The sequence below is a fragment of the Variovorax paradoxus genome (assembly GCF_022009635.1).
Classification (GTDB): Bacteria; Pseudomonadota; Gammaproteobacteria; order Burkholderiales; family Burkholderiaceae_C; genus Variovorax.
In genome coordinates, this window is sequence record NZ_CP091716.1 from 3,193,117 (window position 1) to 3,219,980 (window position 26,864).

Here is a 26,864-nt window from a genome sequence, read left to right on the forward strand (position 1 = left end):
GCACGCGGCTTCGAGTTTTCTTTTTTCAATTTCTTTTCTCTCTACGAGCTTTTCGGAGAACCCTGTCATGCGACGCATACTTTTCATCGTGCTCACGCTGCTGAGCACGCTCTTGCCGGGCCTGGCCCACGCCTGGTGGCAAGCCGAGTGGTCCTACCGCAAACCCGTCACCATCGACGGCGGCCCGCAGGCCGGCGCCATCGGCAGCGATGCCGGGCGCGTGCCCGTGCTGGTGCGCCTGCACACCGGCAACTTCAAGTTCGAAGGCGTGAGCGAAACCGGCGCCGACCTGCGCTTCGTCGCGGCCGACGACAAGACCGTGCTGAACCACCAGATCGAACAGTTCGATCCGCTGCTGGGCATGGCGCTGATCTGGGTCGACGTGCCCAACGTCTCGGCCGGCACGCCGCAGAAGCTGTGGATGTACTACGGCAACCCCAAGGCCCCGGCCTCGGGCAACGGCCAGCGCACCTTCGACCCCGACTACACGCTGGTCTACCACTTCGCCGAAGGCGCGGTGCCCCCGCGCGACACCACGGCCTACGCCAACAACGGCCAGACCGCCGTGGTGCCGGTCGAAGGCACCGTCATCGGCAAGGGCGCGCAGCTGGGCAACGGCGCGCTGATGCTGCCGGCCACGCCGTCGCTCGCCGTGCAGGCCGGCGGCGCGCTCACCTTCTCCGCATGGGTCAAGCCCGACCAGCTCGGCGCGCGCCAGGCCATCTATGCCCGCCGCGACGGCGCCGGCGAACTGGTGGTCGGCATCGACCAGGGCGTGCCCTTCGTGCAGGTCAACGGCCAGCGCAGCACCCCGGGCCAGCCGATCCAGGCCGGCCAGTGGTCGCACATCGCAGTGAAGGCCGAAGGCGAGAGCGTGGCGCTCTACGTCGGCGGCCGTCCCACCGTGTCGCTGGCCGCTAAGCTGCCCGCGCTGAACACCGCCGGCGCGCTCGGCGCCGACGTGGCGCCCACCGCGCCCGCCGCCGCCAATGCACAAGCTGCCCCCGCCGCCTTCGCACCGTTCACCGGCGCGATCGACGAAGTGCGCCTGTCTAAGGTCGCCCGCGCCGACGCGCTGCTGCTGGCCGATGCCGTCTCGCAAGGCGCCGAGTCGCGCCTGACCGTGTTCGGCGCCGACGAGCAGCAGGCCGGCAAGAGCCACTTCGGCTTCATCCTGGCCGCGATGCCGCTGGACGCATGGGTCGTCGTGGGCCTGCTGGGCCTGATGATGGCGCTGTCGTGGGCCATCATGATCGGCAAGGGCCGCAGCTACGGCGCCACCTCGCGCGCCAACGCCGCCTTCATCGAGCACTTCCGCGAAGCCGCCGGCGCGCCGCTGGACCGCCTGGCCGTCAACAACACCGTGCCGCAGGACGTGCGCGCCGACTCCTCGCTGTGGCGCCTGTACGAAGTGGCCATCGACGAGATGCGCCGCCGCCACGACCGCGGCTACGACCTGAACTCCGTGTCGGTCGCCACCATCGGCGCCATCCGCGCGGCCATGGACGGCGTGATGGTGCGCGAGACCGAGCGCATGTCCAAGCGCATGAACTGGCTCTCGACCACCATCGAAGGCGCGCCTTACGTGGGCCTGTTCGGCACCGTGATCGGGATCATGCTGGTGTTCGTCGTGGCGGCCATGGCCGGCGCGGTGGACATCAACTCGGTGGCGCCCGGCATGGCGGCCGCGCTGCTGTGTACCGCCGCCGGCCTGGGCGTCGCGATTCCCGCGCTGTTCGGCTACAACTGGCTGGCCTCGCGCTCGGACGCCATCGGCGCCGACATGGCCGTGTTCGTCGACGAGTTCGTCACGCGCCTGGCGGAAGAGCAGGGCGAAGGCCGCTCGGTGCCGCAGGCCGTCGCACGTCGCGCCTGAGGACGGGGCACCATGGCAAACACCGCAGCCAAGTTCGGCACCCGCAAGCGCGCGGGCGGCATCAACATCACGCCCTTCGTCGACGTGCTGCTGGTGGTGCTGGTGATCTTCATCCTCACCAGCAACGCCAGCATCCCGGGCATCAAGGTCGACCTGCCGAAGGCCAGCGCCTCGGTGGCGCTCGAGAAGCCCAAGACCAAGGCCATCACCATCGACAACGCGGGCAACGTGTTCCTGGACGCCTACCCGGTCACGCTGTCGGAGCTCGAGGAGCGCCTGCGCACCGAAAAGGCCCTGTCGCCCGACTTCCCGGTGATCGTGCGCGGCGATGCCAGCGTGCAGTACGCCAAGGTCGTGGACGTGCTGGACTTGCTGCGCCGCATCGAGCTGAACCAGATCGGCCTCGTGACCGGCAAGCAGAAGTGAGGAACGGAGAGTGAAACCTCGCGACCCGAGTTCTCCTGCTTCCGCGCGTGGCGCGGGCGTCAAGGCAGGCGGTGCAGGGCTTTGGCGCCGCTGGGGCGGGGCGGTCATCGGCCTGGCGATCGTCGCCGCGCTGGTGGCCCTGGTATGGCATCTGCTGTCGGACACCGCGAGCACCAAGCGCGTGGTGGCCGATGCGCCGATGCTCATGCTGCCGCCCCCACCGCCGCCGCCGCCCGAGCCCGAGAAACTGCCCGAGCCCGAGCCGGAAAAGATCAAGCCGGTGACAGAGCCCGAGCCCAAGCCGCTCGAGCCGCTGGAGCCGCCCAAGGACGACACGCCGCCCAGCCCGTCGAAAGACCTGGGCGACCCCGTGACCATGGACAGCGCCGGACAGGCCGGCAACGACGCATTCGGCATCCAGGCCGGCAGCGGCGGCGGCATGAGCGGCACCGGTGCCGGCGGCGGCCTGGGCAGCGGCTCGTACGCGCGCTACGTGTCCAGCGTGCTGCAGCAGGCCCTGTCGCGCGATCCGCGCACGCGGCAACTGGTGTTCGACGACATCCAGGTCGACATCTGGCTCGGCGCCGACGGCAAGACCACGCGGGTGCAACTGGTGCGCAGCACCGGCACGCCCGACAGCGACGAAGCGGTGCTGGCCATGTTGCGCGGCCTGGACCGCATCGACGAGAAGCCGCCGGCCTCGCTGCGCTTTCCGATGCGCGTGTCCATGAAGGGACGCCGGCCATGAACGAGCACCACCACCGCCGGGCCGCCGCCGCGCAAGCCCTGCCTGACCCATTCAATCCTGTGAACGAAGCGATGAACCATCTCAAGAACATTTCGAGCCGGGGCGCCATGCCGACCCTGCGCAAATGCGCGCTCGCGGCGGCCGTGGCCTCCGCGTTCGTCCTGGCGGCCGGCAATGCCGCCGCGCAAACCGCCGCGGCGCCGGCCGAGTCGGCCATGGTCAAGCTGATCCGCGGCCTGATCCAGAGCGGCACGCTCGCCAAGGACGTGGGCGAGGCCCTGCTGGCCCAGGCCCAGACCGAGGCCCTGGCCGCGCAGCAGGCGCAGCGCATGTCGGCAGCCACCACCGCCGCGTCGGCCAGCACCGCCGCCGGCGTGCGGCTGGAAGCCGGCGACGTGCGCGTGCCCTACATCTCGCAGACCGTGCGCGACCAGATCCGCGACGAAGTCAAGGCGCAGGTCATGGCGCAGGCCAAGGACGAAGGCTGGGCCGCCCCCAACGAGACGCCCGAGTGGAGCAAGCGCATCCGCATCGAAGGCGACGTGCGCGTGCGCAACGAGTCGCGCAACTACGCGGGCAACAACAGCAACATCGAGATCAACTGGGCCGAGCTCAACAAGGGCACGGGCTACGACGTCAACCCCAACACCAACCTGGCGCTGCCGTCGATCCTGAACACCCGCCAGGACCGCAAGAACCTGTTCCGCGCCCGCGCGCGGCTGGGCGTGTACGCCGACATCACCGAGAACACCAAGGCCGGCGTGCGCCTGGCCTCGGGCAGCGACGACAGCCCGGTCTCGACCACCCAGACCCTGGGCGGCGGCCTGAGCAAGAAGAGCGTGTGGCTCGACCAGATGTGGATCTCGCACAAGCCGGTCGACTGGCTCACCGTGACCGCGGGCCGCTTCGGCAACCCGTTCATGTCGACCGACTTGCTGTATTCGAGCGACCTGAACTTCGACGGCATTGCCGCGCAGTTCGAGAAGAAGCTCGCGGCCAACCGCGACCTGACGCTGTTCGGCACGCTCGGCCTGATTCCGCTGGAGTACTCGTCGGACAACGCACCGAGCCGCAGCCAGACCAAGATGAAGAGCGAGAACAAGTGGCTCTTCGGTGCGCAGGCCGGCGCCGAATGGAAGCTGGACGAAGAGAACCGCCTGCGCGGCGCGCTCGCGTACTACAACTTCCGCAACATCAGCGGCCAGGTCTCGCAGCCCTGCGCGCTGTATGCCGGCGCCGACGGCTGCAGCACCGACTGGTCGCGCCCGGCCTTCATGCAGAAGGGCAACACGCTCATGCTGCTGCGCGACATCTCGCTGGACCCGCTCAACCCGGCCGGCACGCCGCAGCCGCAATACGTGGGCCTGGCCTCCAAGTTCCGCCTGATCGACCTGAACCTGCGCTGGGACACCGCGGTGGCGGGCAACAACCTGCGCCTGGATGCCAACTTCGTGAAGAACACGGCCTACGACGCGCGCGACATCTGGAACCGCGCGGGCATCCGCGGCGCCATCGTCAACAACTTCGGCGCCACCGGCGGCACCAGCCAGGCCGACTTCAAGAGCGGCGGCAACGCCTACATGCTGCAGGCCACCTACGGCAAGCCGGCGCCGACCAACCGCGGCGACTGGAACGTGCTGGCCGGCTACAAGCGCATCGAGCCCGACGCGATGCCAGACGGCTACAACGACTCGACCTTCCACGGCGGCGGCACCAATGCGCGCGGCTACTTCCTGGGCGGCTCGTATGCGATCGACAAGAACATGTGGTTCACCGGCCGCTGGATCTCGACCAAGGAGGTCTACGGGCCGCCGCAGTCGATCGACACCCTGCAGCTCGAATTCAATGCGCGTTTCTAAGGAGCCATCCGTGTCCAGAAAAATCTTCCCGGCCCTGGTGCTGGCGACCCTGGCCGCTGCGGCCGGCGTGTCCCACGCGCAGCAGGCCCCGGGCGGCCAGAGCATGGAAGAGCGGCTGCGCGCGCAACTGCGCGTCACCACCACGCAGCTGCAGCAGGCGCAGAACGAACTGGCCGCGCTGAAGGCGGGGCAGCCCGCCGGGGCGCCTGCCAAGGCGGCCGGCGCGCCGGCTTCTTCTTCCGAGCTCGAGGCGCTCAAGAAGGAACTGGCGCAGAGCCAGGCGCAACTGGCGGCCGAGCGCCGTGCGCGCGAGCAGGCCGGCGCCGGCAGCCAGCAACTGCGCCAGCAGGCGCAGGCCACGAGCGAGAAAGCCACCGCGCAGATCGCGCAATACCGCGGCGCCTACGACGACCTGCTGAAGATGGCGCGCGCCTCCGAGGCCGAGCGCCAGCGCCTGGCCACCGAGGCCGCGACGCACCGCACCGCCATTGCGCAGTGCGAGGCCAAGAACGCGCAGCTCTATGCCGTGGGGCAGGAGATCCTGAAGGCCTACGAGACGGTGGACCTGGGCAGCGTGCTGGCATCGCGCCAGCCCTTTGCCGCGCAGAGCCGCGTCAAGTTCGAGCAGATCGCGCAGCAGTACGGCGACAAGCTGTACGAAGGCAAGTTCGACGTGCGCGCGGTGAACGCGCCGGCGCCGGCCGCCGCACCCGCGGCGGGAGACAAGCAATGAGGCGCTTCAAGCCCTCCCATGCGGCACTGGTGCTGCTGATGTCGACCGCCGGCATGGCGGGCGCGCAGGCACCCGCCGCCGGCAACACCGTGGTCGCCCGCCTGGGCGAAGCCACGGTGGCGCAGGACGAGATCGAGCGGCTGCTGCAGTCGCTGCCCGAAGCCGAGCGCACCGCCATCAAGGCCGACCGCACCGTGCTCGACAACTGGCTGCGCCAGCGCCTGCTGAGCGAAGCCGTGCTGCGCGACGCGCGCGCCAAGGGCTGGGCCGACCGTGCCGACGTCAAGGCCAAGGTCGAGGCCGCCACGCGCGAGATCGCCTCGCGCATCGTGAGCACCAGCTATATCGAGTCGGTGAGCCAGGTGCCCGCGGGCTACCCGTCCGACGCCGAGGTGAAGGCCGCCTACGAACAGGGCAAGACCGGCTATAACCTGCCGGCCGCCTACCGCGTGGCGCAGATCTACCTGGCAACGCCCGACCGCGACGCGGCCGCCGTGGCCAAGGTGCGCGAAGAGGCCGCGAAGCTCGCGCGCCAGGCCCGCACCGGCGACTTCGCGGCCGTGGCCCGCGCCAGCTCGCAGGACAAGCGCAGCGCCGAGCGCGGCGGCGAGGTCGACACCCTGCCTCTCGCGCGCATCCTGCCCGAGCTGCGCGACACCGTCGCCAGGCTCAAGCCGGGGCAGGTCAGCGAACCCGTGCAGGCCGAAGCGGGCTTCCATGTGGTGAAGCTGCTCGACATCACGCCGGCGCGCACCGCCACGCTCGAGGAAATGAAGCCGCAACTGCAGGCCGCGCTGCGCCAGCAGCGGCAGCAGCAACTGGTGCAGGCCTACCTCGCGCAGGTCGCGCCGGCCACCAACCTGAGCATCGATGCCGCGGCGCTGGACGCCGCGCTCAAGAAAACCAACTGAACCACCACCAACAAAGCCACAGGGTCACCATGAACGACACAACGACAAGCAACACCACCGCAGCCGCCGGCATCGCCGACGCGCCCGCCATCGACCTGCTGGACGCCATCACGCCCGAACAGGTGTCGGACGCCATCAAGGCAGCCGGCGGCGCCGTGACCACCATCGAGCAGGACGGCGTGGTGCGCCTGCACAGCGCCAGCCACGGCATCGGCTTCCAGGTGCTGTGGGGCAACCCCGTCACCACCACCCAGTACACCGACTTCACCCTGAGCTGCCCGCTGCATGTGCAGGGCGGCACGCTGCCCGAGGCAGTGCTGGCTTCTTGGCACCGCACCAAGCGCTTCGCGCGCGTGGCGCAGCACGGCGACTTCGTCGTGCTGGAGATGGACGTGGTCGTGGCCGGCGGCGTGAGCCCGGCCTACCTCGCGTTCGCGGTGCGCCTGTGGATGCAGATGATGGGCGAGTTCTTCCTGCACCTGCGCAACTACGGCCCCGCCGCCGAGACGCGCGGCGACGCGGCGAATGCCGAGGCCGGTGGCGAAGTGGCCGGCGCGGCTGGTGTCCAGGGCGTGTCCGCCGCTGCGTGATCCGCGCGATGCCAGCGAGCGCAGCATCCGGCGGTCCGGCGGCGGACCTTCACGATTCGCCGACCGGCCGCGCCATCCAGGCCGCCGCGCGGCAGGCCCAGCGCGCGCGCCGCGCCGAGATCGTGCGCCAGCGGCAGCGCGCGGCGCTGCTGGAGCTGCTGGTGCAGACCATGGCGGACCTGCACATCTCGATGGCGGAGCTCAATGCGGCCCGGCGGGCGATGGCGCCCGCGTGGAAGACGCCGGACGACGGGGCTGCCTGAGCCTGGTCGGCTGGCAGGTCAGTCGACGAAGCGCACTTCGTATTCTTCGCACTCGATCTCGTCGGGCGCTTCCCAGAGGCTGCTCGCGAGTTCGAACACGGGGTCCGGCACGACCATGGAGAAGGTCGGCCCTTGCTCGACATTTCGGCGCCGCACGCGCTCGCGGCGCACGTCGAGCGGCGCGTCCAGCACATGCATCGTGAGGGCGAAACCTTCGTCCTGCACGCGCCGGCAAAACGCGGTGCGACCCTGCCGCTGGATGAGGCCGAGCTCCAGGATCGCGTCGGTTCCCGACGCCATCACGCGGCGCGCATGGCGCCAGATCAGCTCGAGCAGGCGATCCTTTCTCTCGATGTACCAGGGGATGAAATCGCCGGCGGGGCGGTCGGGACTGAACAGCGCGGCGAACCATTCGTCCAGCGCGATGTGGACGCCGCCGGTCTCTTGCGCGAGACGGGCCGAATAGGTCGACTTGCCCGCGCCAACGGGGCCTTCTATGAGATGAACTTGGGGCATGCGCGTAGTTTCGCAGGCAGTCGCCAGTTCGGCGCCCGCGCCGTATCCTCGACGGCGCGTTTTGCGAAACACCCATGAAAACTCCAAGACACCCACTTCTTCGCCAACTGGTCGCGCGGCCGCGGCTCTTCATTGCCGCGGCCATTGCCATCGCGGTCGGCATCCTGCTGCCCTCGGCCATCGAGGCCCATCTGGTCACTCGGCTGCTCATCGCGTGGAACACGGGCGCATGCCTTTACGTGGCGCTGGCCGCGACGATGATGATCCGGTCGTCGCCACAGCACATGCGCTACCGCGCGCAGCTGCAGGACGAAGGGCAGATCGTCATCCTCGTGCTGGTGGTGGTGTCGGCCGTCGCGAGCCTGGCGGCCATCGGCGGCGAACTGGCGGTGGTGAAGGACATGCACGGCCTCGAGAAGATCGCGCACATCGCGCTGGCCGGGCTCACGGTGATGTCGTCGTGGGCCTTCACGCAGGTGATGTTCACGCTGCACTACGCGCACGACTATTACGCCGCAGTGAGCAAGGGGCGCAAGCCGGGGCTGCAGTTTCCGGAGGACGAGGCGCCGACGTACGGCGATTTCTTCTACTTCTCGGCGGTCATCGGCACGTCGGGCCAGACGGCGGACGTGTCCTTCGTGTCGAAGCCCCTGCGCCGCATCGGCTCGGTGCATTGCATCCTCGCGTATTTGTTCAACACGACGGTGCTGGCGCTGCTCATCAATATCGGCGCAAGCCTGTTCTGAGCAGGTCAGGGAAGGGAAATTCGGGCGTGCCAATAATGGCGCCATGCTTTCTTCGAACCGCCTTTCCCCGACCCGTTTCCTTCTGTTGCTTCCATTGCTCCTGGCACCCTTGATGGGCTGGGCGCAGAGCCGTGCGGAAGCGCTGCTGCAGTTCGAAGGTGTGCAGGCGCGCTACCAGGCTTCGTATGCGCCGGGCGCGGTGGCGCGCGGTGCGCGCGAGCTGCTGGAGCCCGACGACCAGGCCATCGCCGACAAGGCCCTGAAGGCGCTCGATGCCGCAGCCAGCCGCGCGTTCAGCGCCAAGGCTTCCGTGGCCGCGATCCAGCAGGAAGTGACATCGGCCGGCAACGGCGCTGCTGCGCCGAGCCCGCAGGTGCTGGCCGCCGTCGCCCGCTTCGCGAAGCTGCGCGCCGACTACGCCGCCATGAGCGAGGCCGGCAAGGCCGAGTTCTTCAGCCGCGAGCGCGCCAAGCCGGCCGACCCAGCGCGCACCGAACTGCTCGAACGCATGGCCGTGGGCGATGTGCGCGAGATCGATTTCTCCAGCCAGCTGCTGATGAGCGCTGTGGTCAAGCAGCTGGCGCGCGGCAACGGCGGCCAGCTCAGCGCCTTGCCCGACAGCACGCTCGACATGGCACTGGACACGCTGTGGTCGCGCGGCGTGACCTCCACGCGCCCGCGCAACCTGATGATCGTGGCGCGCGAGTTCGAAAAGCAGATCACGCAGGCGCTGCTCGCCGCGTCCTCCGACGAGGACGTGGCCGCCTTGCTGGCCTGGCGCAACGAGCCCCAGGCTGCTGCCGAGCGCGAGGCGCTGGTAGGCACCTACCGCGCCGAGGTCAAGGGCAGCGGCGGGGTGGCGCTGCGCGCGCTGATACGCGGCTGGCCGCGCTCCTGAGCTTGCGGCGCGGCGTCGGCCGTCGCTAGGACAAATCCCGAGGGCCAAAGACCACGCGAAGGCGTGCAATGGCCGGTGCGCTGCGTCGCGCAGCCGCGCCATTCACTTCGGGACAAATCCAACATGAATATCGACCGTCGCAGCTTCTCCGCATTGGCTCCTGCATTCGCGCTCGCCGGCGTCGGCGGGTTGGTTTCCCGCACCGCACGGGCGCAGGCGGCGGCGTTTCCGTCCAAGCCCATCCGCATCGTCTGTCCGTTCGCGCCGGGCGGTGGCTCGGACTTCATCGCGCGGCTGACGGCGGGCAAGCTCGGCGAGCGCATCGGGCAGTCGGTGCTGGTCGACAACAAGCCCGGCGCGGGCGGCGTGCTGGGCACCGAGATCGGCGTGAAGTCCGCGCCCGACGGCTACACGCTGCTGCTGGTGGCGGGCAGCTACACGGTGAACCCGTCGCTCTACAAGCTCAACTTCGACCCCATCGCCGACATCACGCCGGTGGTGCAACTGTCGCGCGGCGCGTACGTGCTGTGCGTGAATGCGAACGTGCCCGCGCGCAACCTGCAGGAGCTGCTGGCGCTCGCGCGCAAGGACCCGGGCAAGCTCACCTTCGCATCGAGCGGGGCCGGCGGCCACCTGCATGTGGTGACCGAATACATGTTCGAGATGGCCAAGGCCAAGGCCACGCATGTGCCCTACAAGGGCACCGGCCCGGCGGTGAACGACCTGCTGGCCGGCAACGTCGACATGCTCTTCGCGGGCACCGAGGCGCTGATGCAGCACGTGAAGGCTGGCAAGTTGCGCGCGCTGGCGGTGAGCACGGCGAAGCGGCTGCCGGCCTATCCCGACATTCCGTCGGTCGCGGAAAGCGGCCTGCCCGACTACGACGTGGTGGCTTGGCACGGGCTGGTAGCGCCCAAGGGGCTGCCGCCGGCGGTGCTCGCCAAGCTCAGCACCGAGCTCAACGCGATGCTGCGCGCCAAGGACGTCGAAGACCGCCTGGAGCCCACCGGCGTGGGCGCGGCAGGCGGCACGCCGGAGGAGTTCGGCGCGCTCATCCGTGCCGAGCTGGTGCGCTACGGCAAGGTGATCCGCGAAGCGGGCATCAAGGCCGAGTAGCCCCGGGGCGCGGGTGCGCGTGGCATCATGAAAACGCCCGGCATGCCGGGCTTCTTCTTCTTCTCATAGCTCACTACAACACAGGAGAACTTCCCCCATGTTTCCCATCCGCATTGCTTCGCTGGCCATCGGGCTCGCCGCATCGGTGATCGCGCAGGGTGCCGCAGCCCAGGCGTGGCCCACCAAGCCGATCCGGCTGGTCGTTCCCTTTTCGGCGGGCGGCGCCAACGACCTGATGGCGCGCGCCGCCGCCGAGGGCGCGTCGAAGCAGCTGGGCCAGCCGGTCATCGTCGACAACAAGCCCGGCGCCGGCGCGATCCTGGGCGCCGACGTGGTCGCCAAGAGCGCGCCCGACGGCTACACCTTTTTGGTCAGCGCGGCGGGCGTGGTGTCGAACAGCATGATCAAGAAGAGCATGCCGTACAAGGACGATGCGCTGGTGCCCGTCGCGATGATCGGCCTTGCGCCCTCGGTCATCGTGGTGCCGGCCAATGCGCCCTACAAGGACCTGAAGGAGTTCGTCGCCGCCTCGAAGAAGTCGGGTGGCGGCTTCCACTGGGCCACCGCGGGCACGGGCAGCACGCCGCATTTCGTCGAAGGCATTCTCGAGACGAAGTACGGCAGCAAGCTCGACGTGGTGCCCTACAAGAGCGGCTCGGAGTCGATCACCGCGGTGCTCGGAAGCCAGGTCGAGGCCACCTCTGAGGCCAGCATCGTGGTGCTGCCCTACGTGAAGAGCGGCAAGCTGAAAGCGCTGGCAGGCACCTGGACGCAGCGCATCTCGGCCTATCCCGAGCTGCCCACGGCGGCGGAAGAGGGCTTCCCCGAAATCCGCATTGCCCACTGGGCCGGCGTGCACGCGCCGCGCGGCACGCCCGACGCGATCCTGGACAAGATGGCCGCCGCCGTCGACGCCGCCATGAAGGCACCGGCCACGGTCGAGCGCCTGAAGGGCATGGGCATCGAGCCCATCGGCGGCACCCGGGCGAGCTTCGCCAAGTTCGTCGACGAAGAGCGTGCCCGGCTGGGCAGCGTGGTCAAGGCCACGGGCATGAAGGAAGACTAAAAGCTGGCACGCAATGTGCATAAGGTTTGCGTACGGCTTGGCAAACTAGGAAGAAGATACGCAAAATCAGCACGTCTTGAGCGAATGAAAGGGCACTTGCGTTAGCGGCGTCAGAAAGTTCCTCGTCATTGTTTCAATTTCATGAACACTGCGATTCGATTGAATAGGGTTTTCCCTAGGAATCGTGGTGCACACTGGAGGCACTCAAAAGCCCAATGAAGAAGGAATTGAAATGAAGACCTCGAACATCCTCGCCGCCGCCGCCCTGTCCCTGCTCGCCGCCGCTGGCGCCCACGCAGAAACCTATGAAGGCGTGCAGCCCCTGACCTCCGGCTACAGCCGCGCCGACGTGGCGCCCCAAGCCGTGGCTGCCGCCCGTGCCGGCAACGCTTATGGCGACAACGAAGGCGCTGCATCGACCGCAACGCCCGTCCTGGCCGCTTCGGTCGACCGCGCTACCGTCCGCGCCCAGGCTGTTGCCGCTGCACACGCTCCGGGCCAGAACCTGCGCCCCGAAACCTTCGCTGGCAGCGTGATCCCCTCGCAAGCCAAGAGCCTGAGCTTCACGCGTCAAGCCGGCCTGTAATCGAAGGCGGCGCAAGCCGCTTCGGTCGCCAGTCGATAAAAAACCGGACCTGCGAAAGCAGCGTCCGGTTTTTTTCATTGGGGCTTGGGTTTGTGCCTGGCGCCGTGCCGATGGCAGTCGTGCGCATGGTCGTCCACGATGCCCGTGGCCTGCATCCATGCATAGACGATGACGGGGCCCACGAACTTGAAGCCGCGCTTTTTCAGTGCGGCCGAGATTTCTTCGGACAGTGGCGTCTTCACGGGCACGCTTCCGGTGCGGTTCACGATGGGCTTGCCGCCCGCCATGCCCCAGATGAATTCAGAAAAGTCTTCGCCCGCCGCCTGCATGGCAAGGTAGGCGCGCGCATTGCCGATGGTGGCTTCGATCTTCGAGCGCGAGCGCACGATGCCGGCGTCCTGCACGAGCCGCTCGATGTCGGCCTCGGTGAATTTGGCGACCTTCTCGGGCACGAAGCCCTTGAAGGCCTTGCGGAAGGCATCGCGCTTGCGCAGGATGATCAGCCACGACAAGCCGGCCTGGAAGCCGTCGAGCATGAGCTTTTCCCACAGCGCGCGGCTGTCGTATTCGGGCACACCCCATTCGGCGTCGTGGTAGGCGGTCAGCAACGGGTCGGTCTGGGCCCAGGCGCATCGGATCTTGGGGGGCTGTTGGCTCATCGGGGGCTTCGCTCGCTCGTAGGTCGGGATACGGCATTCTCGCCAAGGAACACGAGGATGTGCCGGATCAGTGCGAGGCGAATCCCTTGAGCTCCAGCAACTCGTCCAGGATGGGGCAGTCGGGCTGCTGATCGCCCATGCACAAGCCGGCCAGTCGCTCCAGCGCTTGCTTGGTCGCCTGCAGTTCCTCGATGTGCGATGCCAGTTCTTCGGTCCGGCTCAGGGCGATGTGCTTCACCTCGCAGCGCTTGCGATGCGCATCCTGCCGCAGCGCCAGCAGCCTGGCGATATCGCTCATGCCGAAGCCCAGCGCATACGCCCGGCGTGCAAAGCGCAGCACGCGAACGTGCTCGTGCGTGTAGCCGTGCCCGGCGAGCTCGATCAGCCCGCGCGACTCGCATTCGAGGGCCAGCCTTCGCGAGACACCCGCGCGGGCCAGGACTTCATCGATTCCGAATCGCCGGCCGTCGTCCGGTGCTGTGATGTGAGAGCGTTCGTGCGGAGCATCTGTGCGAGGGTTCATTCGGCCTCCTGTTGAAGAGGCTCGAAGTCTTCCGTCTCCCACGGTGTCAAGGTCAAGCGGCGCGGCCGCTTTTCCCTGGGGCCGAAAGGGGCTACCCCAGCCGGTGCGCGTGCAGCACCGCCTTCAGCCGCCGCACCTCGTGCTGCAGGTCGAGGATCAGCGCCGCCGCATCCAGCCCCACGCCGAAGTCGCGTTCCAGCCGGCGCGCCTCGAGCGCGTATTGCAGGTCGGTGCTCGAGAACTGCCAGCGCTCGGGCTGCGTCTCAGGCGTTTCGATGCGAAGAATGCCGACCTCGACCAGTTGCACCACCCAGGCGGTGTCGGCGCCCACGGCGTGCGCCAGGTCGCTGGCCGCGAGCGGCTGCGAGGCGCTGATGGCGGTGGCGGTCGTGAGTGTGAAATTCACCATGCTCAGACTCCCAGATGCTGGCGTGGGTTGAACGATGCCGTGGCTTGCGCCAGCTGTTCGTAGGCCTTGCGGGCATCGTCGCTGTCGGCGGGCGGCAGCGCGATTTCGATCAGCAGGTACAGGTCGCCGGGCGTCTTGCCCGCCAAGCCCCGGCCCTTGAGCCGCAGTTTCATGCCGCCGCGCGCATTGCGGGGCACGGTCACCTCGACCACGCCGCCGGTCGGCGTCGGCACCTGCACCTGCGCGCCCAGCGCGGCCTCGGCGGGCGTGACGGGCAGCGGCATGTACAGGTCGCGCTCTTCCACACGGTAGAGCCTGTGCGGCGCGATGCGCACTTCGAGGTAAAGGTCGCCCGGCGGCTCGCCGCCATGGCCGGGCATGCCTTGCCCCGCGAGGCGGATGAACTGGCCCGGGTGCACGCCCGGCGGGATCTTCACGCTGAGCGTGCGGTTCTCCCACTGCGGGTGGCCCTGCGCGTCGACCGTTTGCGCGCGCAGCGTGATCTCGCGTTCGGCGCCCTTGAGCGCATCCTCGAGCGCGATCTCGATGGCCGCATGGTGATCTTCGCCGCGCGCCTTGTAGTTCTGCCGCGCGGCGCCCCGGCGCTCGGCCTCGCCGAACAGCGACGAGAAGAATTCGCTGAAGTCGGCGTGGTCCGCCGGGCCCTGGTTGGGGCCGCGGCGGAACTCGAAGCCTTCGTCCCAGCCCGGCGGCGGCTGGAAGTGCCCGTCGGGGCTGCCGCCGCGCGCGACGCGCTCGGCCAGCGCGTCGTAGGCGGCGCGCTTTTCCTTGTCGCCCAGTACGTCCTTGGCCTCGTTGATGTCGCGCATGCGCTGCTCGGCGTCGGGCTCCTTGCTGACGTCGGGGTGGTACTTGCGGGCGAGCTTGCGATAGGCCTTGCGCACTTCGTCGTCGGACGCGGTGCGGTCGATGCCCAGAGCGCTGTAGTAGTCCTTGAATTCCATGGTGTGTGGCGGTTCGTTGAGTGGACGGCTTGGGCGGGTTCCGGGCGCTTCGCGTGGCGCCTGCTAGGCCAGGGCTGCCTCGCCGTCGGTGTCTGCATGCCGCAGCAGCGGCGTCACGGTCCATGTGGGGCCGCTGCGTTCGAAACGCAATGGCTGCGCATTGCCCAGGAGCTTGAAATCGACCGGCACGCCCAGCAGCGCGGCCAGCGCATACAGCGTGCCGCCGTGCGCCACCACCAGCACCGGGCCGGGCTGGCGCAGGGCAGCGTCGAGCGCGGCGCGCTTGCGCTCCACGAACTGCGCGAGCGTCTCGCCGCCTTCGGGCTCGCAGGCCCAGTCGATGTTGGCCGACGAGGTGCCGATCAGCGCGCCGAAGTTGCGCTCGCGCAGCGCCTCCTGCGCGGCGGGCGTCAGGCGCAGCGCGGCGGCCACCGTGTTGGCGGTGTCGAAGGCGCGCCGCGCGTCGCTGCAGACGATGGTGCGGATCGGCTCGCCCGCCAGCAGCTGCGCGGCCCGCGCCGCCTGCTGCAGCCCGAGTTCGCTCAGCGGCTCGTCGGGCGCCTGGAAGATGCGCTGCGCATTGCGGCCGGTCTGGCCGTGGCGCAGGAAGTAGAAGTGCTCGCAGGCGGGCGCGAGCGGCTGCGCCGCGGCAATGCGGATCAGCTCGTCGAGCCCGCTCGCGGCGGTGTGGGAAGAAGAAGCCTGTTGTGACATGAATGAAAAATGGAGTCGGTCAGTACGCGAGCTGCAGCGGGGTGCCCTCGCGTTGCGCCCGCACGTCGGCGGGGTGGAACGGCAGCGGATGCCACTGCTTGGCCGCGAACAGCGGCAACTGGTCGTAGGCGCGCGGCGAGGCCAGGTCGCTGCTCTGGCCGTAGGTCAGCAGGCCCTGCGCGACCGGGCCGTTGGCGTCGAAGGTCACGACCTGCATGTAGCTGCTGCCGTAGTTGACGTTGTAGCCCTTCGGATCGATCAGCGACTGGCCCTGCGACTCCAGCTTGTTGAGCACGCCCTCGAACTCGTCGCCGCCGTGCAGCGCGATCTTCTGGCCGCGCACCAGGCGCGACTGCGGCACGCCCAGCGGCACGTCGGCCGCGAAGCCGGCGGTGCGCAGGATGCCGACCGCGTCGCCCAGCGCCTTGAACACGGCCTCGCGCGTGGCCGGCGTGGCCATGTCGAGCCCGGCCGGCGTGGCCACCGGCTGCGCGGGGTCGAAGGGCACGCGCCAGACCTTCGGCAGGTCCTTCGTCTTGCGCCAGAACTCGCGGAACAGCGGCGCGCCCTTCGAGTCGGCGTTGCTGGTGCGGTCCCAGGCCGAGAGCACGCGGCAGCCCAGCGCCTGGTCGGTGCTGAGCGAGCCGCCGGCGGCGCTGCAGGCGGCCTGCAGGTCGTCCATCACCAGCATGCCGGCGAGGTTCTTGTCGCGGAAGATCACGCTGCGCAGCTCGGCCGCGCCCATGCGGTTGCCGGGCAGGCCGTCGCTGCCCGCCAGACGGCCCCGGATTTCCATGATCGCGCTGCGCGTGCGCAGCCGCTGCGGCACGCCCATCGGGCCCACCAGCGGCGACACGCCAGCCATCGCCGCGGTGTCGGGGTTGCTGAGCCAGAAGCTGTCGTTGCTGTTCTGAACGTAGTCGGGCGTGATGAGCACCGGCATGCGCGCCGGCGCGATGATGCCGGGCGCCGCGGCGGTGCTGTCGCGGTTCCAGGCGCAGGCGCTGCGCGAGCCGTCGAGCACCGGCAGCCCGGCCGCGTTGAGCAGCGCCGCGGCGGCGGGCGAGGGGGCGCAGCTCTTGAGCATGTCGGCCGACACGTCGGGCACCACCGACAGGTCGGCGTACATCGCATTGCCGTCGCGGTCGGCCGCGATGGTGTTGATCCAAGGCATGCCCTGGTTGCCCATGGCGGCGCGCAGTTCGGTCACGTTGCGGGCCTGCGCCATCTTCATCCAGCTCTCGGCCGAGCGCACGTTGAGCGTGTTGGCATCGCGAATCGCGTAGGCCTTCTGCGCGGTCCATCCCAGGCCGGCGCGCGGCAGCGAGATCACCGGGCCCCAGTCGGTCGAATAGAAGGTGTGCTGCAGCGGCGCCGTGCCGCCGCCCGTTGCCGTGGCGGGCAGCACCACGGTGCGCGCGACCATCTTCTTGGGCTGGCCGTCGACAAAGTACACGGTCGGGTCGTTGGGGTCGAGCTTCAGCTCGTACAGCGTGAAGCGCTTGCCGGTGGACACGGTGTGCGTCCAGGCCACGTCCTTGTTGAAGCCGATGGCCACCACCGGGCTCAGGCCGCCGGTGGCGCCCATCACGTCGACCTTGCCGGGAATGGTCAGGTGCATTTCCCAGAAGCGGTTGGTGCCGGTCCAGGGGAAGTGCGGGTTGCCCAGCAGCAGGCCCTTGCCGTCGGGCGTGGCGTTGCGCCCGAAGGCCCAGCCGTTGGAGCCGAGTTCGCCGCCCTCGGGGTTGGCGTTGAAGCTGTGGCGGCCGATTTCGGCGACGGCTTCCTTCAGCTCGACCGGCGCGGCGCTCGTCCTGGCGCCGGGGGCCGGGGGCACCGCGGCCAGCACGGCGCCGGCCAGCGCGCCCAGGCCGCCCTGGATCATCGACATCTCGGTGGCGCGCGACAGGTCGGCGGCCGTCATCGGCCGTACCCAGGGCTTGCCGCGGCATTCGGCGGGCAGGCCCTGACCACCGTTCTGGCCGGCGTCCTGCAGGTAGCGGTTGTAGCCGGCCACGTAGCCGCGCAGCGCGGCCTGCACGTCGGGGCTGGTGGTGGCGCCCGCGCGCGCCAGCGCCGCGTCGTCCATGTGATAGCGGATGAACAGGTCGATCTGCGCGTTGGGCGCGCGGCCCAGGCCCAGGTCGCCGGTGTTCTGCGGCCCCAGGAACTGCGAGCGGTCGCCGCGCAGCGTGAGCAGGTGCTCGGCCGTCTGGCAGACGTTGTCCTGCGCATGCGCGTAGGCGCTGCCGTACGCCAGGCCCTCGTAGTCCGGCGCCGTGATGTGCGCGATGCCGAAGGTGGTGCGCTCGATGGTCACGCTGCGCCCGCCGGGCGGCGGCGTGCTCGCGCAGGAGGCGAGCAGGGCGGCCAGGCCCAAGGAAACTGCCGAAAGGGCCGTGAGCGAAAACCGGGAGGGCGTGGCGTTCTTCGATGTCATGCGGGCGTCTCTCTTCTTGGAATGGAACAAGGAAGCCGATTAAAAGGCGAGCCTTTGCCGCGCGTTGTCACCAGCGCGGCACGCCGCGCCGCGTTCAGCCGAACTTCATGCCCTTGGGGCGGGCCTGCAGCCGGTTGATGTAGGCGTCGATCCGGGGGCGGTTCGAGCGGCCGCCGAACGCGCGGTGCCAGATGAACATGGAGCCGATCATCACGTCGGCCGCGGTGAACTGCGAGCCGAACAGGTAGGGACCGTCGCCCAGTTCGCGCTCGACCGCGTCCTTGGCGGCTTCGAAGTCGGTCCAGCCGCGCGCGCTGTTGTTGCTGCGGATCTTCAGCAGGCTGTCGCCCATCGCGGGCTCGAGCTGGGCGGTCGAATAGACCATCAGCGACAGGTAGCGCCCCCGGTCGACCGAGCCGACCGGCGGCGCCAGCCGCTTGCCGGGAAACTTCTCGGCCAGGTACATGCAGATGGCCGCGTTCTCGAACACGCGCGCGCGGCCGTCGACCAGCGCGGGCAGCTTGCCCGCCGGGTTGATCTTCAGGTAGTCGGGTTTCTTGTGCGCCTTCTCGCGGATGAGCGTGGTCACGATCTCATAGGGCGCGCCGGTCTCGTCGAGCATCCACTTGGCGACCTGCGAGCGGCTTTGCGGGTCGAAGTAAAGCTTCATGGTCATGGGTGTGTCTCCTTTTTCTGGACGAACTCAGAACTTGGGAATGCGCAGGGTCTTGCTGATCATCAGCGTGCCCGAGAGCGCGAACATCAGCACCAGCGGATGCAGCTGCCACGGGCCGATGAGCCAGGCGCCACCCCACACCGAGGCGCCGATGCCGCCTTGCCACGCGGCACAGGCCAGCACCGCCACCAGCATCACGCTGGTCGGGATCGGCGTGCCCTCGAAATACTTTACCTTGTCGGCTCCGGCGGACAGCGCCTCGGCCGTCACGTTGTAGCGCGCGAGCCGGCTCACGCCGCAGCACACGAAATAGACCAGCAGCACGCAGTCCCAGCCGCCGTTCAGCCCGGCCGCGAAGCCCAGCGCTGCCGGCGCCACGCCGAAGGAGATGATGTCGGCCAGCGAGTCCAGCTCGCGGCCCAGGGCCGACTGCGTCTGCCGCCAGCGCGCGATGCGCCCGTCGAACACGTCGAAGATGAAGGCCGCCGGCGCCAGCGCCGCCGCCCACAGAAACTGCGTGAGCGACTGGCTGGCCATGAAGGCCATTGCCAGGAACACCGCGCCCACACCGCATGCCGCGTTGCCGAGCGTGAAGGCGTCGGCCAGGTGGAATTCCCGGATCATCGAAAAATGCTTGCGGGCCGGCGCGGGCGAGGGAGTGGTCATGAAAAAAGAAGAGGGGAAACGAACGGCGAATGGACCGCACCTTAACCCAAGCGCCGGGGGCTTCTTGTAGTCGCGATCCGACGGCTCAGACGCCCTGGCGCGCCTCGGCGATACGCGCGAAGCGCCCGAGCAGGCTGGCGGCCACGGCGGTGTCGCCCACGCCGTCGCGCAGGGCCGCCGGGTCGGTGCCCATGGCGGTCAGTTCGCCGCGCAGGTTGTCGATGTAGCCGCGCATCGCCTCGGCGTCGAATTCCGGGTGGAACTGCACGCCCCAGGCGTGCTTGCCGGCGCGGAAGGCGTGCACCGGTTCATGCGCGCTGGCGGCCAGCCGCACCGCGCCTTCGGGCAGGCGCAGCGCGCTCTGCCAGTGCACCACGTTCGCCGGAAACTGCGCGGGCAGGCCGCCCAGCAGCGGGTCGGTGGCGGCGTCCTCGGTGAGCGACACGGTCACCGTGCCGATCTCCGCGCCGCCCGGGTGGTTGCCGGCTTCGCCGCCGAGCGCATGCGCCAGCAGCTGGTGGCCGTAGCAGATGCCGAGCACCGGCGTGTCGAGCGCCACGGCCTGCGCGAGCCATTGCGCCGTGGTTTCGCTCCATGGTTCGCGGTGCGACACCATCGCATGCGAGCCGGTGACCACCACGCCCGACACGCCGGCCGGGTCGGGCAGGGTGTCGCCGCGGCGCGGGTCGACCACCAGGATGGGAAGCGTCTGCGTGCCGAGTCCGTCGGCGACCCAGTGTTCGAAGTCGCCACGGCGGGCGCGCAGCGCGTCGAAGGTGCCTCCGACCTTGACGATGACGAGGGGGAGCGGGGGGCTGTTGTCCATGACACGATCATGCCGCAGAGCGAAGGCCCGTTCTCAGCGCGCGGCTTCGCGCCGGTAGAGCAGATCCATGAAGGCCCGGCTCACCGGCGAGGGCGACCGGCCCGCCCGCGTCACCAGCCCGATGGGGCGCGACATGACCGGGCGCTGCAGCGGCACGGTCACCAACTCGTCGTTGTGCGCGAGCTGCAGCGCCAGCCGGGGCAGCGCCGTGATGCCCAGCCCCGCCGCGACCAGCGCGCCGGCGGCCGCCACGCTCGGGTACTCCAGCGCCGGCACCACCTGCAGCCCGCGCTGCAGGAAGGCCGCGTCGGTGATCGGGCGGATGCTGCTGCGAAAGCCGCTGGCAATGAAAGGCCGCGTGGCGAACACCGACCACGCCACCGAAGCCCGCGCCGCCAGCGGATCGTCGCGCCGGCACAGCAGCATGAAGGGGTCGTCGATCAGGTGGCGGTACAGCATGGGCTCCTGCGGCGCGGGGCGCACGCTGATGCCGAAGTCGGCCCTGCCTTCGTCCACCGCCGAGCGCACCAGCTCGGCCGGCCCCTCGACCAGCGAGAACGCCACCTGCGGATGGCTTCGGCGGAACTCCGCGATCGCATGGGGCAGCAGCGCCACGCCGGTGGAGGGCAGCGCAGCGATGGTCAGGTGCCCGCTGCGCCCCTCCAGGAACTGCGACAGCTCGCTGAAGGAGCTGTTGAAGTTCTCCAGGATGCGCAGCGCGATCGGCAGCAACTCGCGGCCGGCGGGCGTGAGCTCCACGTGCCGCGTGTCGCGGTCGAACAGGCGCGCGCCGGCCAGCTCTTCGACGATGCGGATGGTGCGGCTCAATGCCGGCTGCGACACATGCAGCGCCTGCGCGGCGGCACGGAAGTTCGAGGTCTTCGCGACTTCGGTGAAGGCCTCCAGCTGCTGCAGCGTGATATCGATGCGCACCGTGCGTTCTCCTGGATTGATCCATCCAAGTTATCACAGATATAGAAATATTCGTCTTCCAAGATCAATGGGCGAGGAACAGACTCGGGGCAATCAAAACGGAGACAACGCCCCCTCGCGGGGCGCCAGACACATGCAAGGAATACTCGAAGGCATCAGGGTGCTCGAACTCGGCCAGGTGCTGGCCGCGCCGTTCGCGGGCGCGATCCTCGCGGACCTGGGGGCCGACGTGGTCAAGCTCGAGCGCGTCGAGGGCGGCGACGACGCCCGCCACATGGGCCCGGCGTTCCGCCACGGCGACGCGCTCAACTTCCACGTGTTCAACCGGGGCAAGAAGTCGGTGGCCATCGACCTCAAGAGCGCCGAGGGCATGGCGGTGTTCGAGCGGCTGGCGGGCGAGGCCGACATCCTCGTCCACAACCTGCGCCCGGGCGTCACCGAGTCGATGGGCATCGACGGGACTGCGCTGTGCGCGCGCCATCCGCGCCTTGTCTACTGCGCCATCTCCGCCTTCGGCCATGCCGGGCCGTTGGCCATGCAGCCGGGCTACGAGCCGCTGATCCAGGCTTTCAGCGGCCTGTCGAGCATCAACGGCGGCCCCGACGATCCGCCCATGCGCACCGGCGCCTCGGTATGCGACCAGGGCACCGGCATGTGGGCGGTGATCGGCGCGCTGGCGCTGCTGCAGCGGCGCCATGTCACCGGCAAGGGCGGCGTGGTGAGCGCCTCGCTGCTCGAGACCGCGCTGGTCTGGACCGGCCAGAAGTCCGACGCCTACGCCAACGAAGGCCGCCAGCCCGACCGCCACCGCTCGGGCCACCCCGGCTTCGTGCCCTACGAGGCCTTCGACACCGCCGACGCGCCGCTGCTGGTGTGCTGCGGCAACGACCGCCTGTTCGCCAAGTTCGCGCACGAACTCGGCCGCGACGACTGGATCACCGACGAGCGCTTTGCCACCAATCGCCTGCGGCTGCGCAACAAGGCGGCGCTGTTCGGGCAGATCGTGCCCTTGCTGCGCGCTCGCAGCCGCGACGAGTGGAGCGCGCGCTTCGCCGCGGCCGGCGTGCCCTGCGCGCCGGTGCACACCTTGCCCGAGGCCATCGCGCATCCGCAGGTCGAGGCGCTGGGCATGCTGCGGGCCGTGCCGGGCGAAGACTTCAGGCTCACGGCGCTGCCGATTTCCATCGACGGCGAGCGGCCGTCGCACCGCTCGGTCGCGCCGCGGCTGGGCCAGCACAACGCGGAGTTCGGCGCGCCCGCCGTGCCGCGGCAAGAAGGGAGCACGCATGTCTGATCTGCCGCGACGCGTTCATCTGCACGAGGAAGGCCCGCGCGAAGGCTTCCAGATCGAGGCCGGGCCCATCGCGTCGGCCGACAAGGTGCGCTTCATAGAGGCGCTGGCCGACACCGGGCTGCGGGAAGTGCAATGCGTGTCCTTCGTCAACCCAGAGCGCGTGCCCGGCATGGCCGATGCCGAGGAGGTCGCCCGGATGCTGCGCAAGCGCGACGGCGTGCGCTACACCGGCCTGTGGCTCAACCTGCGCGGCATGCAGCGCGCGATGCGCACGCAGCTGGACATCGAGGGCACCATCGGCACCAGCGCGTCGGAAGCCTTTTCGGTGCGCAACAACGGCAAGGACCTGGCGGCCCTGCGCGAATCCCAGCGCGAGATGCTGGCTTTCTGCGTCGACCACGGCATCGAGGTGACGCGCGGCATCGTCACCACGGCCTTCGGCTGCAACCTCGAAGGCGCCATCGCCCCGGCCACCGTGGTGGAGCGCGTGGCGCAGATGCTCGAGGTGATGGCCGAGTTCGGCCTGCGCCTGCCGATTTTGCGGCTGGCCGACACCGTGGGCTGGGCCCAACCCAACGCCATCGCCTCGGTGGTCGGCGCGGTGCGCGAGCGCTGGCCCGAACTGCGGCTGGGCCTGCACCTGCACGACACGCGCGGCACGGCCATGGCCAATGCGCTCATGGGCCTGCAGATGGGCATCGACACCTTCGACAGCGCCTGCGCCGGCCTGGGCGGCTGCCCGTTCGCGGGCCACACCGGCGCGGCCGGAAACATCTGCACCGAAGACCTGGCCTTCATGTGCGAGGAGATGGGCATCGAGACCGGCGTGGACCTCGACGCGCTCATCGCCTGCGCGCGCATGGCGGAAGAGATCGTCGGCCACCCGTTGCCGGGCAAGCTCATGCGCGCCGGCACGCTGCAGCGCTTTCGCCGCTGACCGGCGGCACCCCGCGAGCCGCGGAAAAAAACATCAACGACAGAAGAGACAACACCGTGCCCACCTTCATTTCCAGACTCCATGCCGCCGTCGCGCTCAGCGCGGCCGTGCTGGCCGCCACAGTTGCTCCGGCCCACGCGCAGCAGTACCCGAGCAAGCCCATCACCATCGTCGTGCCCTTCGGCGCCGGCAGCGGCACCGACCAGCAGGCGCGCAGCATGGCGCAGGCGCTGGGCACGGAATACAAGGTGCCGGTCATCGTGGACAACCGTGCCGGCGCCAGCGGCTTCATCGCCGCGCAGTACGTGGCCAAGGCCGCGCCCGACGGCTACACCGTGCTCATGACCACCAACACCACGCACGCGGCCAACGAGCACCTGTTCAAGAAGCTGCCCTACGACCCGGTGAAAGACTTCACGCCCGTCACACTGCTGTCCAAGGGGCACATGCTGCTGCTGGTGAACGCCGATTCGCCCATCAAGTCGGTGGCCGACCTCGTGGCGGCGGCGAAGAAGTCGCCCGGCAAGCTCAACTTCGGCAGCGGAAGCTCGTCGAGCCGCGTGGCGAGCGAACTGCTCAAGCAGATGGCGGGCATCGACGTGGTGAACGTGCCCTACAAGAGCAATCCGCTGGCCATCACCGACCTGCTGGGCGGGCAGGTCGACTTCATGTTCGCCGACGCGCCCACCGCGCTGCCGCAGGTCAAGAGCGGCAAGCTGCGCGCACTGGCCGTCAGCGGCAACAAGCGGCTGGCCGCCGTGCCGGCTCTGCCCACGGTGGAAGAGGCCGGCGTGAAGGGCTACGACATGTCGTACTGGACGGCCGTGTACCTGCCGCCGGGCGCGCCCGCAGCCATCACGCAGAAGCTCAACGAGATGATGATCAAGGTCTCCGCCGCGCCCGCCGTGGTGGCCTACCAGAACACCACCAGCGGCGAGGCCGTCACCAGCACGCCGGAGGGGCTCGCGCAGTTCCAGGCGGCCGAATCGCAGAAGTGGGGGCAGGTGATCCGCGCGGCCGGCATCCAGCCGGAATGACGACGCCGTGAGTGGGGCTGCGAGCCGGGGGCTCGCAAGCCGGGCAGGGTGGGGCTACAGTTGCAACTTCTCCCGCTGCCTGCCTGCCCACACGATGCGTTCCCTGGTCTTCTTCCTGTCGATCTCCGCCGCGGCGCTCGTTGCGCACGCGGAGGTGGTGCGCTGCACGGACGCCAGCGGAGCCGTCTCGTACACCAATGTGGAGTGCCCGCCGGGCAGCAAGCAGGCGCGGCAGGTGCCGATCCTCGAATCGCCGCCGCCAGACCCGGCGCGCCGCGACTATTCGGCCACGCCGCAGCGCGCTGCGCAGCCGGCGCCGTCGCCCAGCCGGGTGGCGAGCAACCCGCCATCGGGCCCGGCCATCATCCCGCGCTACCCCGCCGAGACGCAGCCGCAGGCCGCGGCGGAGCCACCGGCCGTCGTCATCCTGAGCCCGGACCCGTACTACGACCCGTATTACGAGGGCGCGCGCCCCATCCGCCGGCCACGGCCGCCGCACGTGGTCGACCCCGGCCCGCCGCCCGGCCAGCGCCCATGCCAGAACCTGGCCGGCATCAAGCGCAACAACTGCTGATTCGGTTCCTGAAGACCTGACCGATCGATGAGTGCTGGGGAAGAACCCGTTTCCGGCGGCAACCCGCCGTGGACCATCTACTGCGACGGCAGCGCCATGCCCAACCCGGGGCGCATGGGCATCGGCGCCGTCATCACCGCGCCCGACGGCACCCGCCACACGCTGTCGGAGGCCACGCATGCCACCGGCTGCAACAACGAAGCCGAACTCCGGGCGCTGACCGCCGCGCTGCGCACCCTGCGCGACAAGGGCGCCACGGCCGTGCTGGCATACAGCGACAACAGCACGCTGGTCGAGCAACTGGCCACGCCCGGCGCCAGGCCCATCGAACGCATGGCACCCCTGTTCGACGATGCCCGCGCCTTGCTCGCCGGCTTCGCGCAGGCGAGCCTGCAATGGATACCGCGCCACCGCAACGGCGAGGCCGATGCGCTGGCCCGCGCCGCCCTCGGCGTCGGGCCCAAGCCGCCGCCCAGGCACACGAAGAAGAAGCGCCGCTAGGGCGCCCTCGGCGCCGTCAGGGAAGGGGCCGGCCGGAGCCCCTATCATCACGCGCCATGACCGAAGCTACTCCCACTCCTTCTTCTTCCCTTCCGCCCCTTCCCGACCACCTGTCTTCCGACCCGCGCAGCCCCCATCACCTGGCGGCCGCCTTCGAAGGCGACATCGGCATCCGTTTCAACGGCAAGGAGCGCCTCGACGTCGAGGAATACTGCATCAGCGAAGGCTGGATCAAGGTTCCCGCCGGCAAGACCCTCGACCGCAAGGGCAAGCCCCTGCTGCTCAAGCTCAAGGGCAAGGTCGAGGCGTACTACAAGTAAGGGCGCCGCTCTTTCCATTCATCAGCGCCACTGCAGCAGCAGCGACCACGGCTGCCGGCTCATGTGGCGATCGATGCAGCCCGCCGCGCCGGGCGTGCATCCCTCGGGCAGATAGCTCGGGTCCAGCCAGCGCGTGCCCGGCGCAAAGTCGAGCCGGCGCCGCGTGACCGACTGCACCACGTTGCCGCCGATCGTCTCGAAGCCCGTCGCATCGACGGCCACCACCACATCGCAATGCATCGGCAGCGCATCGCCGCCGGTGGGCCGCGTCGCCAGCACTTCGCCGACCTTGTCGAAAGTGTCGAGGCCGGCATCCGCGCCCCGCGTTTGGCAGACCAGGTCGCCGACGCGCGGCGGCGTGCGCGTCAGGTCGCAGGCGCGAAAGGCGTAGCGCGTCGGGCGCCCCGCTTGCTCCTCGGCGCCTGCCTGCCAGGCGGCGCCCGCGTAGTCCACATGCGCCTCGGAAAAGACGAACTCGTCGTCGACCAGCCCCGCCTGCCGCGCGAGCCAGCTGATGAAGGCCGCAGACCATGGCGTATCGACCACCGCGACCCGCTTCAAGGCGACATCGACCGCGCGCAGCTCCGGCGAGTCCAGCCCTTCGTCGGGCCCCACGCCCATGCCCTGCAGCCGCGCGGCCGACGCTTCGTTCAGCGCCTGCATCAACAACTGCCGGTAGGCGGGCCGCAGCGCGCCGTAGCGGACCTGCGAAGGCAGGCGCGGATCGACCGCCTGCCAGTAGCCCAGCACCCGCTGCCAGGGCGCGAGGCCCGGCACCGTGCGGCGCGTGTCTTCGGCTTCGTAGTCGCCATCCACCGTCATGCGGCCCTCGGCATCCATCGTCTGGCCGCCGAAGGCTTCGTGCTCTTGCACGGCGAAGGTGGCCATCGCGAGGGCGCGTGCGGGGGAAGGGGATTGGAGGGCGGTGTCGAGGCAGCCTGGGGCGGCGAGTGCGGTGGCGCTGGCGAGGCACAAGGCCGCCAGGGCTGACGTGGCCCAGCGTAGGAGAGAAGAGGGTGAGGCGTTCCGTCGCGGCATGTGGTCGGGGAGCATAGC

Annotated in this window: 31 protein-coding genes; 19 read left to right on the plus strand and 12 right to left on the minus strand. The window is 69.5% G+C overall.

Annotated features, from left to right (window positions below; all coding sequences use genetic code 11):
- The first annotated feature begins 67 nt into the window (after positions 1–67).
- Genes L3V85_RS14780 through L3V85_RS14815 form a run of 8 tightly spaced genes read left to right on the plus strand, consistent with a single transcriptional unit; the run spans position 68 to position 7,406 of the window.
- Positions 68–1,876: a DUF2341 domain-containing protein gene (locus L3V85_RS14780; RefSeq protein ID WP_237679879.1), complete on the plus strand. Its 1,809-nt coding sequence runs from the start codon at positions 68–70 to the stop codon at positions 1,874–1,876.
- A gap of 12 nt (positions 1,877–1,888) precedes the next feature.
- A complete protein-coding gene (locus tag L3V85_RS14785; protein WP_237679880.1) occupies positions 1,889–2,302 on the plus strand; it encodes an ExbD/TolR family protein in 414 nt (137 codons plus the stop codon).
- Positions 2,303–2,312: 10 nt separating this feature from the next.
- Entirely contained in the window at positions 2,313–3,050 is a 738-nt protein-coding gene (locus L3V85_RS14790) for an energy transducer TonB family protein (protein ID WP_237679881.1), read from the plus strand.
- Positions 3,047–4,909: a putative porin gene (locus L3V85_RS14795; RefSeq protein ID WP_237679882.1), complete on the plus strand. Its 1,863-nt coding sequence runs from the start codon at positions 3,047–3,049 to the stop codon at positions 4,907–4,909. The genes L3V85_RS14790 and L3V85_RS14795 overlap by 4 nt, the downstream gene beginning before the upstream one ends.
- 10 nt (positions 4,910–4,919) lie before the next feature.
- Positions 4,920–5,642, plus strand: coding sequence for a hypothetical protein (locus tag L3V85_RS14800; RefSeq protein WP_237679883.1), 723 nt, complete (start codon positions 4,920–4,922; stop codon positions 5,640–5,642).
- Positions 5,639–6,553, plus strand: a complete 915-nt coding sequence (locus L3V85_RS14805) for a peptidylprolyl isomerase (RefSeq protein ID WP_237679884.1) — start codon at positions 5,639–5,641, stop codon at positions 6,551–6,553. The genes L3V85_RS14800 and L3V85_RS14805 overlap by 4 nt, the downstream gene beginning before the upstream one ends.
- 29 nt (positions 6,554–6,582) lie before the next feature.
- Positions 6,583–7,143, plus strand: coding sequence for a YbjN domain-containing protein (locus L3V85_RS14810; RefSeq protein WP_237679885.1), 561 nt, complete (start codon positions 6,583–6,585; stop codon positions 7,141–7,143).
- Positions 7,144–7,151: 8 nt separating this feature from the next.
- Complete coding sequence (locus L3V85_RS14815; RefSeq protein ID WP_237679886.1) at positions 7,152–7,406, plus strand: hypothetical protein; 255 nt, start codon at positions 7,152–7,154, stop codon at positions 7,404–7,406.
- An 18-nt stretch (positions 7,407–7,424) separates the two neighbouring features.
- Here the strand turns inward: L3V85_RS14815 and L3V85_RS14820 are convergent, their stop codons facing one another.
- Positions 7,425–7,922 carry an AAA family ATPase gene (locus L3V85_RS14820; protein WP_237679887.1) on the minus strand — a complete coding sequence of 166 codons (498 nt, stop codon included), beginning with the start codon at positions 7,920–7,922 and terminating at the stop codon, positions 7,425–7,427.
- 74 nt (positions 7,923–7,996) lie between these two features.
- On the opposite strand from L3V85_RS14820, the gene L3V85_RS14825 reads away from it, so the two are divergent.
- From L3V85_RS14825 to L3V85_RS14845, 5 genes are all read left to right on the plus strand, one after another.
- Positions 7,997–8,668, plus strand: a complete 672-nt coding sequence (locus L3V85_RS14825; RefSeq protein WP_237679888.1) for a DUF1345 domain-containing protein — start codon at positions 7,997–7,999, stop codon at positions 8,666–8,668.
- A 94-nt stretch (positions 8,669–8,762) separates the two neighbouring features.
- The gene (locus L3V85_RS14830; RefSeq protein ID WP_237679889.1) at positions 8,763–9,566 is read left to right on the plus strand and encodes a hypothetical protein; all 804 of its coding nucleotides are present in this window, start codon (positions 8,763–8,765) and stop codon (positions 9,564–9,566) included.
- 123 nt (positions 9,567–9,689) lie between these two features.
- Positions 9,690–10,682 carry a Bug family tripartite tricarboxylate transporter substrate binding protein gene (locus L3V85_RS14835; RefSeq protein WP_237679890.1) on the plus strand — a complete coding sequence of 331 codons (993 nt, stop codon included), beginning with the start codon at positions 9,690–9,692 and terminating at the stop codon, positions 10,680–10,682.
- Positions 10,683–10,779: 97 nt separating this feature from the next.
- Positions 10,780–11,748 carry a Bug family tripartite tricarboxylate transporter substrate binding protein gene (locus L3V85_RS14840; RefSeq protein ID WP_237679891.1) on the plus strand — a complete coding sequence of 323 codons (969 nt, stop codon included), beginning with the start codon at positions 10,780–10,782 and terminating at the stop codon, positions 11,746–11,748.
- Positions 11,749–11,980: 232 nt separating this feature from the next.
- On the plus strand, positions 11,981–12,334 hold the full coding sequence (locus L3V85_RS14845) for an alpha/beta hydrolase (RefSeq protein ID WP_237679892.1): 354 nt from the start codon (positions 11,981–11,983) through the stop codon (positions 12,332–12,334).
- Positions 12,335–12,408: 74 nt separating this feature from the next.
- On the opposite strand, the gene L3V85_RS14850 is transcribed toward L3V85_RS14845, so the two are convergent.
- From L3V85_RS14850 to L3V85_RS14895, 10 genes are all read right to left on the minus strand, one after another.
- Positions 12,409–12,993, minus strand: coding sequence for a DNA-3-methyladenine glycosylase I (locus L3V85_RS14850; protein ID WP_237679893.1), 585 nt, complete (start codon positions 12,991–12,993; stop codon positions 12,409–12,411).
- Between the two features lie 67 nt (positions 12,994–13,060).
- Complete coding sequence (locus L3V85_RS14855; protein WP_237679894.1) at positions 13,061–13,516, minus strand: MerR family DNA-binding protein; 456 nt, start codon at positions 13,514–13,516, stop codon at positions 13,061–13,063.
- Between the two features lie 91 nt (positions 13,517–13,607).
- Positions 13,608–13,925, minus strand: coding sequence for a chaperone modulator CbpM (locus L3V85_RS14860; RefSeq protein ID WP_237679895.1), 318 nt, complete (start codon positions 13,923–13,925; stop codon positions 13,608–13,610).
- A 2-nt stretch (positions 13,926–13,927) separates the two neighbouring features.
- Positions 13,928–14,890: a DnaJ C-terminal domain-containing protein gene (locus L3V85_RS14865; protein WP_237679896.1), complete on the minus strand. Its 963-nt coding sequence runs from the start codon at positions 14,888–14,890 to the stop codon at positions 13,928–13,930.
- A gap of 63 nt (positions 14,891–14,953) precedes the next feature.
- Positions 14,954–15,604, minus strand: a complete 651-nt coding sequence (locus tag L3V85_RS14870) for a histidine phosphatase family protein (protein WP_237679897.1) — start codon at positions 15,602–15,604, stop codon at positions 14,954–14,956.
- A 19-nt stretch (positions 15,605–15,623) separates the two neighbouring features.
- Positions 15,624–18,044 (minus strand): penicillin acylase family protein, encoded by a 2,421-nt coding sequence (locus L3V85_RS14875; RefSeq protein ID WP_237679898.1) that lies wholly within the window; start codon positions 18,042–18,044, stop codon positions 15,624–15,626.
- A gap of 94 nt (positions 18,045–18,138) precedes the next feature.
- Positions 18,139–18,720, minus strand: a complete 582-nt coding sequence (locus L3V85_RS14880; RefSeq protein WP_237679899.1) for a glutathione S-transferase family protein — start codon at positions 18,718–18,720, stop codon at positions 18,139–18,141.
- A 27-nt stretch (positions 18,721–18,747) separates the two neighbouring features.
- Positions 18,748–19,386 carry a CDP-alcohol phosphatidyltransferase family protein gene (locus L3V85_RS14885; RefSeq protein WP_237679900.1) on the minus strand — a complete coding sequence of 213 codons (639 nt, stop codon included), beginning with the start codon at positions 19,384–19,386 and terminating at the stop codon, positions 18,748–18,750.
- Between the two features lie 85 nt (positions 19,387–19,471).
- Complete coding sequence (locus L3V85_RS14890; RefSeq protein ID WP_237679901.1) at positions 19,472–20,212, minus strand: glutamine amidotransferase; 741 nt, start codon at positions 20,210–20,212, stop codon at positions 19,472–19,474.
- 33 nt (positions 20,213–20,245) lie between these two features.
- Positions 20,246–21,145: a LysR family transcriptional regulator gene (locus L3V85_RS14895; RefSeq protein WP_237679902.1), complete on the minus strand. Its 900-nt coding sequence runs from the start codon at positions 21,143–21,145 to the stop codon at positions 20,246–20,248.
- A gap of 133 nt (positions 21,146–21,278) precedes the next feature.
- On the opposite strand from L3V85_RS14895, the gene L3V85_RS14900 reads away from it, so the two are divergent.
- The 6 genes from L3V85_RS14900 to L3V85_RS14925 all read left to right on the plus strand — a co-directional run bounded on the left by L3V85_RS14900 (position 21,279) and on the right by L3V85_RS14925 (position 25,808).
- The gene (locus tag L3V85_RS14900) at positions 21,279–22,439 is read left to right on the plus strand and encodes a CaiB/BaiF CoA transferase family protein (protein WP_237679903.1); all 1,161 of its coding nucleotides are present in this window, start codon (positions 21,279–21,281) and stop codon (positions 22,437–22,439) included.
- The gene (locus L3V85_RS14905) at positions 22,432–23,376 is read left to right on the plus strand and encodes a hydroxymethylglutaryl-CoA lyase (protein ID WP_237679904.1); all 945 of its coding nucleotides are present in this window, start codon (positions 22,432–22,434) and stop codon (positions 23,374–23,376) included. Before L3V85_RS14900 ends, L3V85_RS14905 begins: the two co-directional genes overlap by 8 nt.
- A 56-nt stretch (positions 23,377–23,432) precedes the next feature.
- Entirely contained in the window at positions 23,433–24,413 is a 981-nt protein-coding gene (locus tag L3V85_RS14910) for a Bug family tripartite tricarboxylate transporter substrate binding protein (RefSeq protein ID WP_237679905.1), read from the plus strand.
- Positions 24,414–24,507: 94 nt separating this feature from the next.
- The gene (locus L3V85_RS14915) at positions 24,508–24,987 is read left to right on the plus strand and encodes a DUF4124 domain-containing protein (RefSeq protein ID WP_237679906.1); all 480 of its coding nucleotides are present in this window, start codon (positions 24,508–24,510) and stop codon (positions 24,985–24,987) included.
- 27 nt (positions 24,988–25,014) lie between these two features.
- Complete coding sequence (locus L3V85_RS14920; protein ID WP_237679907.1) at positions 25,015–25,488, plus strand: ribonuclease HI family protein; 474 nt, start codon at positions 25,015–25,017, stop codon at positions 25,486–25,488.
- A gap of 56 nt (positions 25,489–25,544) precedes the next feature.
- Entirely contained in the window at positions 25,545–25,808 is a 264-nt protein-coding gene (locus L3V85_RS14925; RefSeq protein WP_237679908.1) for a DUF3297 family protein, read from the plus strand.
- A gap of 21 nt (positions 25,809–25,829) precedes the next feature.
- On the opposite strand, the gene L3V85_RS14930 is transcribed toward L3V85_RS14925, so the two are convergent.
- Positions 25,830–26,696 (minus strand): DUF2272 domain-containing protein, encoded by an 867-nt coding sequence (locus tag L3V85_RS14930; RefSeq protein WP_237679909.1) that lies wholly within the window; start codon positions 26,694–26,696, stop codon positions 25,830–25,832.
- Positions 26,697–26,864 lie beyond the last annotated feature (168 nt).